This window comes from Klebsiella sp. GW_Kp182, from assembly GCF_040062275.1.
GTDB classification, from domain to species: domain Bacteria; phylum Pseudomonadota; class Gammaproteobacteria; order Enterobacterales; family Enterobacteriaceae; genus Klebsiella; species Klebsiella michiganensis.
This window is the reverse complement of record NZ_JBEAFQ010000006.1, coordinates 132,872-147,674: the sequence shown is the minus strand read 5'-3', so window position 1 is coordinate 147,674 and position 14,803 is coordinate 132,872. Positions and strand designations below refer to the sequence as shown.

The 14,803-nt window shown below is 55.1% G+C and carries 17 protein-coding genes and 1 other annotated feature; of the genes, 4 read left to right on the top strand and 13 right to left on the bottom strand.

Features of this window, described 5'->3' with window-relative positions:
• The first annotated feature begins 92 nt into the window (after window positions 1–92).
• On the top strand, window positions 93–1,139 hold the full coding sequence (aroH, locus tag ABLU88_RS08280) for a 3-deoxy-7-phosphoheptulonate synthase AroH (RefSeq protein WP_025108222.1): 1,047 nt from the start codon (window positions 93–95) through the stop codon (window positions 1,137–1,139).
• 165 nt (window positions 1,140–1,304) lie between these two features.
• Complete coding sequence (gene hemP, locus ABLU88_RS08275; RefSeq protein ID WP_160741222.1) at window positions 1,305–1,484, top strand: hemin uptake protein HemP; 180 nt, start codon at window positions 1,305–1,307, stop codon at window positions 1,482–1,484.
• Window positions 1,485–1,518: 34 nt separating this feature from the next.
• On the opposite strand, the gene selO is transcribed toward hemP, so the two are convergent.
• The 4 genes from selO to ABLU88_RS08255 all read right to left on the bottom strand — a co-directional run bounded on the left by selO (window position 1,519) and on the right by ABLU88_RS08255 (window position 4,969).
• Complete coding sequence (gene selO / locus ABLU88_RS08270) at window positions 1,519–2,961, bottom strand: protein adenylyltransferase SelO (RefSeq protein ID WP_224293415.1); 1,443 nt, start codon at window positions 2,959–2,961, stop codon at window positions 1,519–1,521.
• 161 nt (window positions 2,962–3,122) lie between these two features.
• Window positions 3,123–3,587: an NlpC/P60 family protein gene (locus tag ABLU88_RS08265; protein WP_004134084.1), complete on the bottom strand. Its 465-nt coding sequence runs from the start codon at window positions 3,585–3,587 to the stop codon at window positions 3,123–3,125.
• A gap of 81 nt (window positions 3,588–3,668) precedes the next feature.
• Window positions 3,669–4,418, bottom strand: coding sequence for a vitamin B12 ABC transporter ATP-binding protein BtuD (gene btuD / locus ABLU88_RS08260; protein ID WP_134897242.1), 750 nt, complete (start codon window positions 4,416–4,418; stop codon window positions 3,669–3,671).
• Window positions 4,418–4,969, bottom strand: a complete 552-nt coding sequence (locus ABLU88_RS08255) for a glutathione peroxidase (protein WP_025108225.1) — start codon at window positions 4,967–4,969, stop codon at window positions 4,418–4,420. Before ABLU88_RS08255 ends, btuD begins: the two co-directional genes overlap by 1 nt.
• 224 nt (window positions 4,970–5,193) lie before the next feature.
• Here ABLU88_RS08255 and ABLU88_RS08250 point away from each other — a divergent pair, with 224 nt between their 5' ends.
• Entirely contained in the window at window positions 5,194–5,994 is an 801-nt protein-coding gene (locus ABLU88_RS08250; protein WP_348836290.1) for a MetQ/NlpA family lipoprotein, read from the top strand.
• 26 nt (window positions 5,995–6,020) lie between these two features.
• On the opposite strand, the gene btuC is transcribed toward ABLU88_RS08250, so the two are convergent.
• From btuC to thrS, 9 genes are all read right to left on the bottom strand, one after another.
• A complete protein-coding gene (btuC, locus tag ABLU88_RS08245) occupies window positions 6,021–7,007 on the bottom strand; it encodes a vitamin B12 ABC transporter permease BtuC (protein WP_009653750.1) in 987 nt (328 codons plus the stop codon).
• A 100-nt stretch (window positions 7,008–7,107) separates the two neighbouring features.
• Window positions 7,108–7,407, bottom strand: coding sequence for an integration host factor subunit alpha (ihfA, locus tag ABLU88_RS08240; RefSeq protein ID WP_004851790.1), 300 nt, complete (start codon window positions 7,405–7,407; stop codon window positions 7,108–7,110).
• Window positions 7,408–7,411: 4 nt separating this feature from the next.
• Complete coding sequence (gene pheT / locus ABLU88_RS08235) at window positions 7,412–9,799, bottom strand: phenylalanine--tRNA ligase subunit beta (protein ID WP_032749902.1); 2,388 nt, start codon at window positions 9,797–9,799, stop codon at window positions 7,412–7,414.
• Between the two features lie 15 nt (window positions 9,800–9,814).
• Entirely contained in the window at window positions 9,815–10,798 is a 984-nt protein-coding gene (pheS, locus tag ABLU88_RS08230; protein ID WP_004851795.1) for a phenylalanine--tRNA ligase subunit alpha, read from the bottom strand.
• 153 nt (window positions 10,799–10,951) lie between these two features.
• Window positions 10,952–11,077, bottom strand: a sequence feature (Phe leader region).
• Entirely contained in the window at window positions 11,028–11,072 is a 45-nt protein-coding gene (pheM, locus tag ABLU88_RS08225) for a pheST operon leader peptide PheM (RefSeq protein ID WP_001386830.1), read from the bottom strand. (Overlaps the previous feature by 45 nt.)
• A gap of 118 nt (window positions 11,078–11,195) precedes the next feature.
• Window positions 11,196–11,552 (bottom strand): 50S ribosomal protein L20, encoded by a 357-nt coding sequence (gene rplT, locus ABLU88_RS08220; protein WP_004102963.1) that lies wholly within the window; start codon window positions 11,550–11,552, stop codon window positions 11,196–11,198.
• Window positions 11,553–11,602: 50 nt separating this feature from the next.
• Entirely contained in the window at window positions 11,603–11,800 is a 198-nt protein-coding gene (rpmI, locus tag ABLU88_RS08215; RefSeq protein WP_001124225.1) for a 50S ribosomal protein L35, read from the bottom strand.
• 96 nt (window positions 11,801–11,896) lie between these two features.
• Window positions 11,897–12,439, bottom strand: a complete 543-nt coding sequence (gene infC / locus ABLU88_RS08210; protein WP_052746887.1) for a translation initiation factor IF-3 — start codon at window positions 12,437–12,439, stop codon at window positions 11,897–11,899.
• Between the two features lie 3 nt (window positions 12,440–12,442).
• Entirely contained in the window at window positions 12,443–14,371 is a 1,929-nt protein-coding gene (gene thrS, locus ABLU88_RS08205; protein ID WP_004102966.1) for a threonine--tRNA ligase, read from the bottom strand.
• Window positions 14,372–14,587: 216 nt separating this feature from the next.
• Between thrS and ABLU88_RS08200 the strand changes: the two genes are divergently transcribed.
• Entirely contained in the window at window positions 14,588–14,800 is a 213-nt protein-coding gene (locus ABLU88_RS08200) for a hypothetical protein (RefSeq protein ID WP_071881738.1), read from the top strand.
• Window positions 14,801–14,803 lie beyond the last annotated feature (3 nt).

Below are 14,803 nucleotides of genomic sequence, written 5' to 3'. Positions count from 1 at the left end.
CCCTGCTCTTGCAATAAGCGGGGATTGGTTTATCGTGATGCGCATCACTTCCCGGCATTTTCGCCGCGGAAGAAACAGATTTTGAGACCCCAATGAATAAAACAGACGAATTGCGTACCGCGCGCATTGAAAGCCTGGTAACGCCTGCGGAACTGGCTCAGCGGCATCCAGTGTCTGCCGACGTTGCCGCACACGTTTCCGCCTCACGCCGCCGAATCGAGAAAATTCTCAACGGTGAAGATCGCCGCCTGCTGGTGGTGATCGGTCCCTGTTCCATTCACGATATTGATGCGGCGATGGAGTATGCGCGCCGCCTGCAGGGTATGCGCGAACGTTACCAGCCGCAGCTGGAAATCGTGATGCGTACCTATTTTGAGAAGCCGCGCACGGTGGTTGGCTGGAAGGGGCTGATCTCCGACCCCGACCTGAACGGCAGCTATCGGGTGAATCACGGCCTTGAGCTGGCGCGTAGCCTGCTGCTGCAGGTCAATGAACTGGGTGTCCCGACCGCCACCGAGTTTCTCGATATGGTGACCGGGCAGTTTATTGCCGACCTGATAAGCTGGGGCGCTATCGGCGCGCGTACGACCGAGAGCCAGATCCACCGCGAAATGGCCTCGGCGCTCTCGTGCCCGGTAGGCTTTAAGAACGGTACCGATGGCAATACCCGTATCGCCGTTGATGCGATCCGCGCTTCCCGCGCCAGCCATATGTTCCTGTCGCCGGATAAGCAGGGACAGATGACCATCTACCAGACCAGCGGCAATCCGTACGGCCATATCATTATGCGCGGCGGTAAAAAGCCGAATTACCACGCCGCCGATATCGCCGCCGCCGGGGAAGCGCTGGCGGAGTTCGACCTGCCGGAACAGCTGGTGGTGGATTTTAGCCACGGCAATTGCCAGAAACAGCACCGCCGTCAGCTGGACGTTTGCGCCGACATCTGCCAGCAGATCCGCGCCGGCTCGACCGCCATCGCCGGGATCATGGCCGAGAGTTTCCTTCAGGAAGGCACGCAGAAGGTCGTCGCGGGCCAGCCGCTGACCTGGGGACAATCGATTACCGATCCCTGCCTGAGCTGGGACGATAGCGAACGGCTGCTGGATGAATTAGCCGCCGCCACCGCCACCCGCCTGTAGTTCCCCTCCCCACCGTACGCGCGGTGGGGAGCGATTTTCCGCCATCGACCGGCCCGACACCTGCTAAATCTGGTATTCCGCTAAATAAAGCTTGCGTGAAAAACAACATTATTGATAATGATTATCATTGTTGCCTTGATTTTTATTTTTAGTGCTATGACGCGTATGGATAACACTGCCACAGCAGAAAAAACAACAGACAATGCCCCGTATCCGGTGCCGACGGACAAAGAGATAAGCAGCCGGACATTATTAGGCAGCGAGGGACGGGTGGTGATTGAACATCGCGGTCAGCGCTACCTGCTGCGTCAGACCCATTCGGGTAAGCTGATCCTGACCAAATAATTATCCCCGCCGATAAAGGCAGGGATAACGATCGCTAGCTGGAACAGCTTACTTCAAGACGCCTTCCCCAGTCCGGTGGACGCTGAATATACTCATCCGTCCGATCGGCAAAGGGGTGAGAGAGTGCGCTATGCAGGCGCTCCAGCTCGCTCATATCCCCCTGCTCCGCCTGTTCAATGGCCCGCTGAGCCAGCCAGTTACGCAGCACGATCGCCGGGTTCACGCTGCGCATCCGCGCCTGCCGTTGCGCATCGTCAACCTGTTCATCACGCAGGCGCGCGCGATAAGCGGTAAACCAGGTATCGAACGTCTCGCGGTCGATAAACTCATCGCGTAGCGGCGAGGCGGCGCTCTCCTGCTCGCTGGCGCTGAGCATCCGGAAGGTCCGCGTATAGTCGCTTCCCTCGCGTTCCATCAGCGCAAACAGGCCGTCCAGCAGCTCGTTATCCCCTTTTTGCTGGGTAAACAATCCGAGCTTGTCGCGCATGCGGCGGCCATACGCCGTCAGCAGCGCTTGCTGGTAACTATCCAGCGCGCCGTTCAGCGCCTCAGCGCTGATAAACGGCGAGAGCGTCTGCGCCAGCCGTTGCAGGTTCCATAGCCCTACCGCCGGCTGATTATCAAAGCGGTAGCGCCCCTGATAATCGGAGTGGTTACAGATAAAGCCAGGCTGGAAATCATCAAGGAAACCGTACGGACCGTAGTCCATCGTCAGGCCGAGAATCGACATATTGTCGGTATTCATCACCCCGTGGGCAAAGCCCACCGTTTGCCAGCAGGCAATCATCTCCGCGGTTCGAGTGACAACGTCACTAAACCACAGAATGTACTTATCCGCTTCATTTTGCAGATGCGGCCAGTGGTGACGAATCACGTAATCCGCCAGCTGCTGCACTTTCAGAGGCTCGCGACGGTAGTAAAAATGCTCAAAATGGCCGAAACGAACGTGGCTTTCCGCCAGCCGCATCAGCATTGCTCCGCGCTCGACGGTTTCGCGGTATACCGGCGTATCGCTGGCCACTATCGCCAGCGCGCGGGTGGTGGGAATACCCAACGCATGCATCGCTTCCGAGGCCAGCGCCTCGCGGATCGTCGAGCGCAGCACCGCCCGTCCGTCGCCCATTCGCGAATAGGGAGTGAGCCCGGCGCCTTTAAGGTGCCAGTCAAAGCGACGACCATCAGCGAGCTGCTGTTCGCCGAGCAGAATACCGCGCCCGTCGCCGAGCTGCCCAGCCCAGGCGCCGAACTGGTGGCCGCTGTAAACCTGCGCCAGCGGCGACATTCCCGGCAGCAGCGTTTCGCCGCCCCATACGCCAGCGCCCTTCTGCGGGCTGAATAACGACGCGTCAACGCCCAGCGTTCGCGCCAGCGGAGCGTTGTGCCAGACAAGCCGCGCATTCTCCAGCGGCGTAGGGGTTAGAGCGGTGTAAAAATCCGGCAGTTCATCACGCCAGTGGGTAGTAAAAGACAGGGTCATGGTTCCTCCTGCCTTCAGTGTAGTGCTTTCAACAAATTATTAACACGGAGGAATGGATGGGTTATTGCGATAAAAGACAAGACGAGCGTTGTGGCGCTGCCCGGTAAGGCGTTACCGCCGCCGGGCAAGAAAACGCCACGCTACGCTTTGACGTATCGAGGCTAGATCCTTCGCGCCTGCCAGAATTTTTTATGCCAGTAGACATTATCCAGCGACGAGCGCGTCACGCCCTGGCTGGTGGAGGCGTGGATAAACTGGTTATCCGTGTCGTAAATACCGACGTGCAGACCGCTCTCTCCGGAACCGGTCTTGAAGAAAACCAGATCGCCGGGCAGCAGTTCGCTCTTATCGATTTTCGTGCCGATCTCCGCCTGTTCACGCGTTTCACGCGGCAGCTGCAACGCGAACTTATCGCGGAAGGTCATCAGCACAAACCCGGAGCAATCAACGCCGCGTGGCGACATGCCGCCGTAGCGATACGGCGCTCCCCGCCAGTTCCTTAGCTGCTCATTCAGGTTAGCAACAACGGTAATCGAATCAGCAAGCCGTGGATTGGGCGGCGGCGCCCGATGGCTGCTACAACCCGCCAGAAATAACGCAACACACAAAACGAGCCAAAAACGCATCTCAGACGAATCCTCTGTTCCCTATCCTGATAGCAGGATAATTTACCTTGTTTATCAATTCGCTGGCAAGCTGACTGCGTGCTACTGTGACGCAACGAGCATAAGATGACCCGCCACCTCGACCCGCTGGAAGTCCATGGCATAGGCGGCGGTTAAATTCTCTTCGCTTAATACCTCGGCGGTGCTGCCGCAGGCGATCGTCTCCCCCCGGCAGATAAGCCAGGAGCGATGGGCGTGTCGGAGGGTATGATTCAGGTCATGGCTGCTCATCACGACGGCAATCCCCGAGGCGCAGAGTTCGCTTAACAGTCGGTCGAGCGCGGCCTGCTGCGCCACGTCCAGGCTGTTCATCGGTTCATCCAGCAATAGCAACTGTCCGGACGCGTTAGCCTGACGATGAATCTGCAGTATTACCGCCGCCAGGCGCACGCGCTGCCACTCCCCGCCGGAGATGTGATTCACCTGGCGCCCAAGCTTGTCGCCTAAGCCCAGCTTCTCCGCGATGGCCGTCAGTAGCCCGTTGTGCGCGTCGTCCTGGAGATGCAGCGACAGATAATGCCAGACCGGCATGGCGAAAGGCGGCATCTGGTGTTGGCTTAAATAGGCCCGATGACGCGCCAGCTCCGGCGCCAGCCAGTCATTCAGCGGGCGTCCATTCAGTTTTACCTGACCCGGGCCAGCAGAGAGCCCCGCCATACGCGCCAGCAGCGTGCTTTTCCCCGCCCCGTTTGGCCCCACCAGATGAACGATCTCTCCCGGCCGGATATCGGCTGAAAACGGCGCCAGCCGCCCCGCCTCTTCTACATCCTGTAGCTGCATCAAAAACGGCATTATTTGGCTAAAGCTCCTTTAATAGCGGCCACCAGCTGCGGATCATCCGGCGTCATATCTGGTGAGAAACGGCCGATGACCTGACCATCGCGGCCGATGAGGAATTTTTCAAAATTCCACAGAATATCATCCACGTACAGCGGCGCTCTGCCTTTGCTGGCCATGCGCTCATAAAAACCGCTGCCTTCCGGGGCGATAGCCTGCGGGGCGGCCTCAACCAGCTTCTGGTACAGAGGCGCGCGATGTTCGCCGTTGACGTCAATTTTGCTGAACATCGGAAAAGTCACGCCGTAAGTCGTGCTACAGAACGTTTTAATCTCTTCTTCGCTACCCGGCTCCTGACCCAGAAACTGGTTGCACGGAAAGCCCAGTACGCTAAAACCTTCGCTTTCTAAATCTTTTTGCAGCGCTTCCAGCTGCTCATACTGCGGCGTCAGGCCGCATTTTGACGCGACGTTGACAATCAACAGGACTTTGCCTGCCCACGGGGTGAGCGTTGTTTTCTCGCCATCGATGGTGGTGACTTCAGTATTGAGAATATCGTGTTGCATAGCCTTCCCTCAGTGAATATACCGGTTACTGCTTCAGGTGATCCCTATCTACTGTAGCGGATTCAGACTGGGTCATTCTACTTTGAATCCCCCGGGAGTGTCTCTTGATGTAACAGGCAGCACAACATGAATTCATCTCAACACCGGGAGCGCGCAATTCAGTGTACAGTGGTGGATGGATGTAATAGCATTTCGTTAATTGTTAATTTAAGAGAGTTTTATTGATGAAGAAGATTTTTAGCGCGGTGTTAATCGCGGCCTCCGTTACGCTGCTTTCGGCCTGCTCGCCGGATGAAGATAATAAGATTAAAGTCGCCATTAATACCGGGCCGGATGAGGCTATCTGGAAAGTCGTAGAACAGGTGGCCAAAGAGAAATACAACCTCGACGTCGAGGTAATCTCATTTAATGATTACGTTCTGCCGAACGAAGCCCTGAACAATAAAGACGTCGATGCTAACGCCTTCCAGACGCTGCCTTACCTTGAGGCACAATCAAAAGAGCGCGGCTATAAGTTTGCCATTGTCGGTAAAACCTTCGTCTTCCCGATCGCCGCCTACTCGAAGAAAATCAAAAATATCAGCGAACTGCCTGACGGCGCGACGATTTCCATCTCTAACGAAACCACAACCCTGGGCCGCAGCCTGCTGCTGCTGCAGGCGCAAGGTTTAATCAAGCTGAAAGAGGGTACAGGCTACCTGCCGACGACGCTGGACATTATCGACAATCCTAAGCAGCTGAAAATCGTGGAAGTCGACACGCCGCAGCTGACCCGTACGCTTGATGACCCGAACGTCGCCCTGTCGATCATCAACACCAACTTCTCCGCTCAGGCCGGTCTCTCGGCTGCCCGCGATGGGCTATTTATGGAAGGCCCGGACTCGCCGTACGTCAACGCCATTGTTGCGCGCGAAGATAATAAAGACAGCAAAAAAGTCCAGGAGCTGAAAGAGGCCTTCCAGACTCAGCAGGTTGCCGACAAGGCAGCGGAAGTCTACAAAGGCGATGCGATTAAGGGCTGGTAATAGTATCAACCGATTACGGCCGCCCCTCACTGCGGGCGGCCTGATTTCAGCAATAACCAGATAAACACCGGCGCGCCCAGGGTGGCGGTGACCACGCCAATCGGCAATTCCGCCGCCGAAAGCGCCAGACGCGCGATAATATCCGCGCCCAGCAGCGCGCTGGCCCCCGCTAACAAACAGGCCGGAAGCAGCGCGCGGTGATCGCTTAAACCACATAAGCGCAGGATATGCGGGATAACCAGACCAATAAAGCCGATCGCGCCGGCCAGCGCCACGCTGACGCCCACCAGCCAGCCGGTGGCCACCACCAGCACTTTACGCCATAGCCACAGCGGCAGCCCCAGCTGGCGTGCGGAAACCTCCCCTAGCGCTAACAGATTAAGAGGCTGCGATTGCAGGCACACCCAGGCCAGCACCGGCAGCAGGGCCAGCATCAGCCACAGCTGCTGCCAGTCCACGCCGCCAAAGCCGCCCATCATCCAGTACATCAGCTGGCGGAGATCGAAAGAGGTTGAGAAGTAGACCGCCCAGGTCATCAGCGCGCTGCATATGATACCGAGCGCCACGCCCGCCAGCAGCAGGCGGCTGGTCGAGAGATGCCGCCTGGCAAAACGCAGTAAAATAAAGGTAATGACCAGCGCGCCAGCGATGGCGCACAGCCCCAGCGCCCAGCCCGGAAGCAGCCCTTTTCCCAGCAACACGGCGGCTATCAGGCCAACCCCAGCGCCGTTTGATACCCCCAGCAGCCCGGGCTCCGCCAGCGGGTTTTCAAACAGCGCCTGCATAATCGCGCCGGACAGGGCCAGCGCCGCGCCCACCAGCAGGACGGCCAGGGTGCGCGGCAAACGAATCTGCCAGATAAACAGCTCGCCTTTGGCGCTAAACCATTCACCGGGGCCAATCCACTGGTCGCCCGCGCACAGGCTGATGGTCGACGTAACCAGCAGCAGCAACGTTAATACCGCAAGCCAGCGCCGGTTGCGGCGCCGTTGAGTTTGAGCAAAGGTCAGCATAGATTTCTGAGTTGAGAAAAAGGATGTGATTGATTTTACGGTATTCGGCCAGGAAAAGAAAAAAGGCCGCATAGCGGCCTTTTTGATTAGTCAGTCCAGATCATTTCTCTCTGGGTGAAGCGTTTTCGACACGGCTTTTTAACTTCTGTCCGGGTCTGAAGGTCACCACACGCCGGGCTGTAATAGGAATATCCTCTCCCGTTTTCGGGTTACGGCCCGGGCGTTGGTTCTTATCTCGCAAATCGAAGTTGCCGAACCCGGAGAGTTTTACCTGCTCTCCGTTTTCCAGAGCGCGACGGACTTCTTCGAAAAACAACTCTACCAGCTCTTTGGCATCCCGCTTGCTAAGCCCAAGCTTATCAAACAGATATTCTGACATTTCAGCTTTTGTAAGCGCCATAGGTTCAATCCCTCAATGATGCCTGGAATCGCTCTTTCAATGCCTCTACACATTTGGCGACGGTAGCGGCAATCTCCTCTTCTTCGAGTGTACGGCTGGTATCCTGGAGGATAAGGCTGATAGCGAGGCTTTTGAAACCTTCCGCTACGCCCTTGCCGCGGTACACGTCAAATAAGTTTACGCCAACTACCTGATTTACGCCAACTTTCTTACACTCGGCTAAAACATCGGCTGCGGGAACGTTTTCTGCCACAACGACAGCGATGTCGCGACGGTTCGCCGGGAAGCGAGAAACTTCACGCGCCTGAGGCACCACGCGGTCTGCAAGCTTGTTCCACTCCAGCTCGAACACCAACGTGCGGCCGTTCAGATCCAGTTTACGTTCCAGCTCGGGATGAACAACCCCAATAAAACCAATACGTTCACCTTTCAGATAAATCGCCGCCGACTGGCCCGGATGAAGCGCATTATTGGCTTCGATGCGGAATTCGATGTCGGACAGTTTACCCGTGAGGTCGAGAACGGACTCCAGATCGCCTTTTAAATCATAGAAATCGACGGTTTCTTTTGCCAGGTTCCAGTGTTCTTCATAGCGGTTACCGCAGATGACGCCAGCCAGCATCACGTCCTGGCGAATACCCAGCGGGGCCTGCGTATCGGGAACAAAGCGTAAGCCGCTCTCAAAGATGCGGACGCGGCTCTGCTGGCGATTCTGGTTGTAGACCACCGTCCCGAGCAGACCGGTCCACAATGACAGACGCATCGCCGACATTTCGCTGGAGATCGGGCTCGGCAGAATCAGCGCTTCTTCACCGGCGTGGATCCACTGCTGTACTTTCGGGTCAACAAAGCTGTAGGTAATCACTTCCTGATAGCCTTTGTCGTTGAGCAGCGTTTTCACGCGCTTAAGCGACAGATCCGCTTCGCGGTGGCTGCCCATGATCAGGCCCGCTTGCACCGGTTCGTCAGGAATATTGTTATAGCCATAGACGCGGGCAACCTCTTCGACCAGGTCTTCTTCGATCTCCATGTCGAAACGCCAGCTCGGCGCCACGGCATGCCACTCATCCTGGCCTTCGGTAACTTCACAGCCCAGACGACACAGAATGTCGCTAACCTGCTCATCTTCAATGTGATGGCCAATCAGACGATCCAGTTTGCTGCGGCGAAGGCGGATGGTCGCAGGCTTCGGCAGAGTCGCTTCATTGGTCACGTCAATAATCGGGCCCGCTTCACCGCCGCAAATATCCATCAGCAGGCGGGTTGCGCGCTCCATTGCCTGATACTGCAGCGCGGAGTCCACGCCGCGCTCGTAGCGGTGGGAAGCATCGGTATGCAGACCATGGCGGCGGGCGCGACCGGTAATGGACAGCGGGCTGAAGAACGCGCATTCCAGCAGAACGTTTTGCGTTTCATCGTTTACGCCGGAGTGCTCGCCGCCGAAAATTCCGCCCATAGCCAGGGCTTTCTGGTGGTCAGCAATAACCAGAGTATCGGTATCCAGCTTAGCCTCGGAGCCGTCGAGCAGGACCAGGGTTTCGCCTTCATGCGCCATACGCACGATAATTCCGCCTTCAATGCGGTCTTTATCGAAGGCGTGCATCGGCTGGCCGAGCTCGAGCAGAACGTAGTTGGTCACGTCAACCACGGCATCGATGGAGCGAATGCCGCAGCGGCGCAGCTTCTCTTTCATCCATAACGGCGTCGGCGCTTTGACATTAATGCCTTTTACCACACGGCCCAGGTAGCGCGGGCATGCTTCCGGCGCATCGACCTGAATTGGCAGAACGTCGTCGATGGTTGCGGCCACCGGAGTCATTTCCGGGACATGTAGTGGCGCCTTGTTGAGCACGGCGACATCGCGGGCAATGCCGATAATACCCAGGCAGTCGGCACGGTTCGGCGTGACGCTGATTTCGATAGTGTTATCGTCGAGCTTCAGGTATTCGCGGATATCGGTACCCAGCGGCGCGTCGGCGGGCAGTTCAATAATACCGCTGTGATCGTCGGAGATCCCCAGCTCGGAGAAGGAGCACAGCATGCCTTCCGACGGCTCGCCGCGCAGCTTTGCCGCTTTAATTTTAAAATCGCCCGGCAGTACGGCACCGATGGTTGCAACGGCAACCTTCAGGCCCTGACGGCAGTTTGGCGCGCCGCAGACGATGTCCAGCAGGCGTTCGCCGCCGACGTTAATTTTTGTGACGCGCAGTTTGTCAGCATTAGGGTGCTGAGCGCACTCAACCACTTCCCCAACGACAACGCCGTTGAAGCTGCCCGCAACCGGTTCAACGCCGTCAACCTCAAGGCCGGCCATCGTTATCTGGTCCGACAGCGCTTCGCTATCGATAGCTGGGTTAACCCACTCGCGTAACCACAGTTCACTGAATTTCATTGTTCTGTCCTGCCCTTATTTAAACTGTTTGAGGAAACGCAGATCGTTTTCGAAGAACGCGCGTAAGTCGGTCACGCCGTAGCGCAGCATGGTCAGACGCTCCATACCCATGCCGAAGGCAAAGCCGGAATAGATTTCCGGATCGATACCCACGTTGCGCAGTACGTTTGGATGCACCATCCCACAGCCGAGCACTTCCAGCCATTTCCCGTTTTTCCCCATAACGTCGACTTCGGCCGACGGCTCGGTGAACGGGAAATAGGACGGACGAAAACGAATCTGCAGATCTTCTTCAAAGAAGTTACGCAGGAAATCGTGCAGCGTTCCCTTCAGGTTGGTAAAGCTGATGTTGGTATCAACGATCAGGCCTTCCATCTGATGGAACATTGGGGTGTGGGTCTGATCGTAGTCGTTACGATAGACGCGGCCTGGCGCAATAATGCGGATCGGCGGCTGCTGGTTAGCCATAGTGCGGATCTGCACGCCTGAGGTTTGCGTACGCAGCAGGCGCGTGGCATCAAACCAGAAAGTGTCGTGGTCAGCGCGTGCCGGATGGTGGCCAGGAATATTCAGCGCATCGAAGTTGTGGTAGTCATCTTCGATTTCCGGGCCAGTCGCGACGGTAAAGCCGAGCTCACCGAAGAAACTTTCAATACGATCGATGGTACGGGTCACCGGATGCAGGCCACCGTTCTCAATACGACGCCCCGGCAGAGAGACATCGATGGTCTCCGAGGCCAGGCGCGCGTTAAGAGCGGCGCTTTCAAGATCTGACTTACGCGCGTTAAGCGCCTGCTGGACCTGCTCTTTCGCTTCGTTGATAACCGCGCCGGCTGCCGGGCGCTCTTCAGCAGGCAGCTCACGCAGGGTCGTCATCTGAAGGGTCAGGAGCCCTTTTTTACCCAGGTATTCCACGCGGACGTTGTCCAGCGCAGCAACATCTGATGCCTCGTTAATGGCTGCCTTCGCACTGGCAACCAGCTCTGCGAGATGTGACATGGTTTTCCTCATTATGTCGGTGCAGACACCGGTTATGGTTATTATTTTGCTTTCACTATTTCGAGCCGCAGACGGCGGGTCATTCGCCATTTGCCCGAATGACCCGGTCAATCCACACGTCTGGAGCTTGAAATAGAACAAGCCAGTTCAGATACAAAAAAAGCCTCCACAGTGGGAGGCTTTTTGGCGCTGTTTTCCGTTTCTTCTTTCACGCGCTAGCCTCCTGAGTTCAGGTGCTAAAGTAAAAAAAGAAGCGGAAAATAGCAGCATTCATGCTTGCATTACCTTGTCTGGTAAAAAACGTAAGATCGATATTGAAAAGCTTACGCGGATAAAAGTCAATGTATTGATAGTCTTGAAACGAAAAGAGGGAGACAAGCTCCCTCTTTCAACTGGCTTATGCCAGAGCTGCTTTCGCTTTTTCGACCAGCGCGGTGAACGCTAATTTGTCGAATACGGCGATGTCAGCCAGGATCTTACGGTCGATTTCAACAGAGGCTTTTTTCAGGCCGTTGATGAATTTGCTGTAAGAAATACCGTTCTGACGTGCTGCTGCGTTGATACGCGCAATCCACAGTTGACGGAACTGACGCTTTTTCTGACGACGGTCACGATAAGCGTACTGACCAGCTTTGATAACAGCCTGGAAGGCAACGCGGTATACGCGAGAACGCGCACCGTAGTAGCCTTTAGCTTGTTTCAAAATTTTCTTGTGACGTGCACGGGCAACTACACCACGTTTTACGCGAGCCATATGTGCTCTCCTGTATCTATTCTAATTAAAAAGTTAAAAGGGTTAACGACTTATGCGTACGGCAGGCACGCGATGACCAGGCCCAGATCGCCTTTAGAAACCATGGCTTTCGGACGCAGGTGACGTTTACGCTTGGTAGCTTTTTTGGTCAGAATGTGACGCAGGTTAGCGTGCTTGTGCTTAAAACCACCTTTACCGGTTTTTTTGAAGCGCTTAGCAGCACCGCGTACGGTCTTAATTTTTGGCATTTTAATAACTTCCACTTCGCATTGTTAATAAACGAAACATAGGCGAACAACGGCTGCGGAACCCGCAGGCTCCACAGACATTGCTACTTGAAGGCCTTACTGTTTCTTCTTAGGAGCGAGCACCATGATCATCTGGCGGCCTTCGATCTTCGTTGGGAAGGATTCGACTACTGCCAGTTCACTCAGATCGTCACGGACGCGGGTAAGCACTTCCATACCGATCTGTTGGTGGGCCATCTCACGGCCGCGAAAACGCAGCGTGATCTTGGCCTTATCGCCATCTTCCAGAAAGCGAATCAGGCTGCGGAGTTTTACCTGATAATCGCCATCGTCGGTGCCAGGGCGGAACTTAATTTCCTTAACCTGGATAACTTTTTGCTTTTTCTTCTGTTCCTTAGAAGACTTGCTCTTTTCATAAAGGAACTTGCCGTAGTCCATGATACGACAAACTGGCGGTTCGGCGTTAGGGCTGATTTCAACTAAATCTACTCCAGCTTCTTCAGCTTTTTCGATCGCTTCTCTCAGACTCACAATACCCAAAGCTTCGCCTTCCAGACCAGTTAAGCGAACTTCCAGGGCGCGAATCTCGCCATTAATACGATTCGGACGTGCCGTTTGAACTCGTTTTCCGCCTTTAATACCTTATTCCTCCAGTTGTTTTAGACTGCGGCTGCGAATCTCTTGTTGCAGCTTCTCGATAACTTCATTTACGTCCAGGCTGCCCAAGTCTTTGCCACGACGGGTACGCACGGCAACTTTGCCGGCTTCTACCTCTTTGTCGCCACAGACCAACATGTAAGGGACACGACGTAAAGTGTGCTCGCGGATTTTAAAGCCTATCTTCTCATTTCTCAAGTCTGCTTTTACGCGAATGCCCGCATTTTGTAGTTTACGCGTCAATTCGTTAACGTATTCAGCCTGAGAATCAGTAATATTCATGACCACAACCTGCACCGGCGCCAGCCAGCTCGGGAAGAAGCCCGCAAACTCTTCGGTCAGGATGCCAATAAAGCGCTCCAGCGAACCAAGAATCGCGCGGTGAATCATTACCGGTACCTGTCGTTCGTTATTTTCACCCACATAAGAGGCGCTTAAACGCTGCGGCAGGGAGAAGTCCAGCTGTACAGTACCGCACTGCCATGCACGATCGAGGCAGTCATACAGGGTAAATTCAATTTTCGGACCGTAGAACGCGCCTTCACCCAGCTGATACTCAAACGGGATGTTGTTCTCTTCCAGCGCCACGGCCAGATCCGCTTCAGCACGATCCCATGTCTCATCGCTACCGATGCGTTTTTCCGGGCGAGTCGACAGCTTGACGACGATTTTCTCGAAGCCAAAGGTGCTGTACATATCGTAGACCATGCGAATACAGGCGTTCACTTCATCGCGAACCTGATCTTCAGTACAGAAGATATGGGCGTCGTCCTGAGTAAAGCCACGTACGCGCATCAGGCCATGCAGCGCGCCTGACGGCTCATTACGATGGCAGCTACCGAATTCAGCCATACGTAGCGGCAGATCGCGGTAGGATTTCAGCCCCTGGTTGAAGATCTGCACGTGGCCCGGGCAGTTCATCGGCTTGATGCAGTATTCACGGTTCTCGGAAGAAGTGGTGAACATCGCATCTTTATAGTTGTCCCAGTGGCCGGTTTTTTCCCACAGCACGCGGTCCATCATAAACGGGCCTTTAACTTCCTGATACTGGTACTCTTTCAGCTTAGAACGCACAAAAGTTTCCAGTTCGCGGAAGATAGTCCAGCCGTCGTTATGCCAGAACACCATGCCCGGCGCCTCTTCCTGCATATGATACAGGTCGAGCTGCTTACCGATTTTACGGTGATCGCGCTTAGCGGCTTCTTCCAGACGCTGCAGATAGGCATTTAAGGCTTTTTTATCTGCCCATGCGGTTCCGTAGATGCGCTGCAGCATTTTATTGTTGCTATCGCCGCGCCAGTAGGCGCCAGCGGTCTTCATCAGTTTGAAATGATGACAGAAACGCATATTCGGCACGTGCGGCCCACGGCACATGTCGACATACTCTTCATGATGATACAAACCGGGTTTGTCATCATGCGCAATGTTTTCATCAAGAATGGAGACTTTATAGCTCTCGCCGCGCTTCACGAAGGTTTCACGCGCTTCGTGCCAGCTGACTTTCTTCTTAATGACGTCGTAGTTTTTCTCGGCGAGCTCGTGCATACGTTTTTCGAGCGCGTCGATATCTTCCTGGGTCAGGGTATGGTCCAGATCGACATCATAGTAGAAACCGTTGTCGACAACCGGGCCGATCGCCATCTTGGTATTTGGCCACAGCTGTTTAATCGCGTGCCCCAAAAGGTGCGCACAGGAGTGACGAATAATCTCAAGTCCATCTTCATCTTTCGCGGTGATGATAGAGAGCGTCGCGTCGTTTTCAATTAAGTCGCAGGCGTCAACCAGCTCGCCGTTGACGCGGCCGGCGATGGTGGCTTTCGCCAGACCGGGGCCAATATCCAGAGCGACGTCCATCGGGCTCACAGCGTGATCAAAATGGCGTTGGCTGCCATCAGGAAGCGTAATTACAGGCATTTCATGTCCTTATTTGCAGTGGTGCCCCACACGAAAGAGCACATACAAAACAATATAATCATAATTATCAACACGTTCAGGCCCAGTTCCCGCTTCACTCTGCGAAAATATGTGCACGCTCGTTCACCGACGCGTACCCACCTGCAGCCGCCTGTTGATAACACCGACGGTTAGTTTACACATCATTAGTGCGTGATAAAAGTCACATGAGACTAAATGGTTATTGCTGATGGAAAAAAAAGGTCGCGGCGCAACAAACCCAGCGTAATTGCTGCGGAACCGTGCGGCAAAAGAGCGCGGCAGGACGATATGACGCATAAAGAATATTTATGCTTTCACATCAATTATGCATGTTTAACACAAAGTGCGGAAAGCAAAACCGGTACGGCATTACCCGGTTTGCTGCTTCACGAAATAATTAAAGGATGATGT

What these genes read in the sequence shown, in the direction of transcription:
- aroH (WP_025108222.1), top strand. Translation starts at nt 93, where the DNA reads ATGAATAAAACAGACGAATTGCGTACCGCGCGCATTGAAAGCCTGGTA.
- hemP (WP_160741222.1), top strand. Translation starts at nt 1,305, where the DNA reads ATGGATAACACTGCCACAGCAGAAAAAACAACAGACAATGCCCCGTAT.
- selO (WP_224293415.1), bottom strand. Translation starts at nt 2,961, where the DNA reads ATGACCCTGTCTTTTACTACCCACTGGCGTGATGAACTGCCGGATTTT.
- ABLU88_RS08265 (WP_004134084.1), bottom strand. Translation starts at nt 3,587, where the DNA reads ATGCGTTTTTGGCTCGTTTTGTGTGTTGCGTTATTTCTGGCGGGTTGT.
- btuD (WP_134897242.1), bottom strand. Translation starts at nt 4,418, where the DNA reads ATGCCGTTTTTGATGCAGCTACAGGATGTAGAAGAGGCGGGGCGGCTG.
- ABLU88_RS08255 (WP_025108225.1), bottom strand. Translation starts at nt 4,969, where the DNA reads ATGCAACACGATATTCTCAATACTGAAGTCACCACCATCGATGGCGAG.
- ABLU88_RS08250 (WP_348836290.1), top strand. Translation starts at nt 5,194, where the DNA reads ATGAAGAAGATTTTTAGCGCGGTGTTAATCGCGGCCTCCGTTACGCTG.
- btuC (WP_009653750.1), bottom strand. Translation starts at nt 7,007, where the DNA reads ATGCTGACCTTTGCTCAAACTCAACGGCGCCGCAACCGGCGCTGGCTT.
- ihfA (WP_004851790.1), bottom strand. Translation starts at nt 7,407, where the DNA reads ATGGCGCTTACAAAAGCTGAAATGTCAGAATATCTGTTTGATAAGCTT.
- pheT (WP_032749902.1), bottom strand. Translation starts at nt 9,799, where the DNA reads ATGAAATTCAGTGAACTGTGGTTACGCGAGTGGGTTAACCCAGCTATC.
- pheS (WP_004851795.1), bottom strand. Translation starts at nt 10,798, where the DNA reads ATGTCACATCTCGCAGAGCTGGTTGCCAGTGCGAAGGCAGCCATTAAC.
- rplT (WP_004102963.1), bottom strand. Translation starts at nt 11,552, where the DNA reads ATGGCTCGCGTAAAACGTGGTGTAGTTGCCCGTGCACGTCACAAGAAA.
- rpmI (WP_001124225.1), bottom strand. Translation starts at nt 11,800, where the DNA reads ATGCCAAAAATTAAGACCGTACGCGGTGCTGCTAAGCGCTTCAAAAAA.
- thrS (WP_004102966.1), bottom strand. Translation starts at nt 14,371, where the DNA reads ATGCCTGTAATTACGCTTCCTGATGGCAGCCAACGCCATTTTGATCAC.
- ABLU88_RS08200 (WP_071881738.1), top strand. Translation starts at nt 14,588, where the DNA reads ATGGTTATTGCTGATGGAAAAAAAAGGTCGCGGCGCAACAAACCCAGC.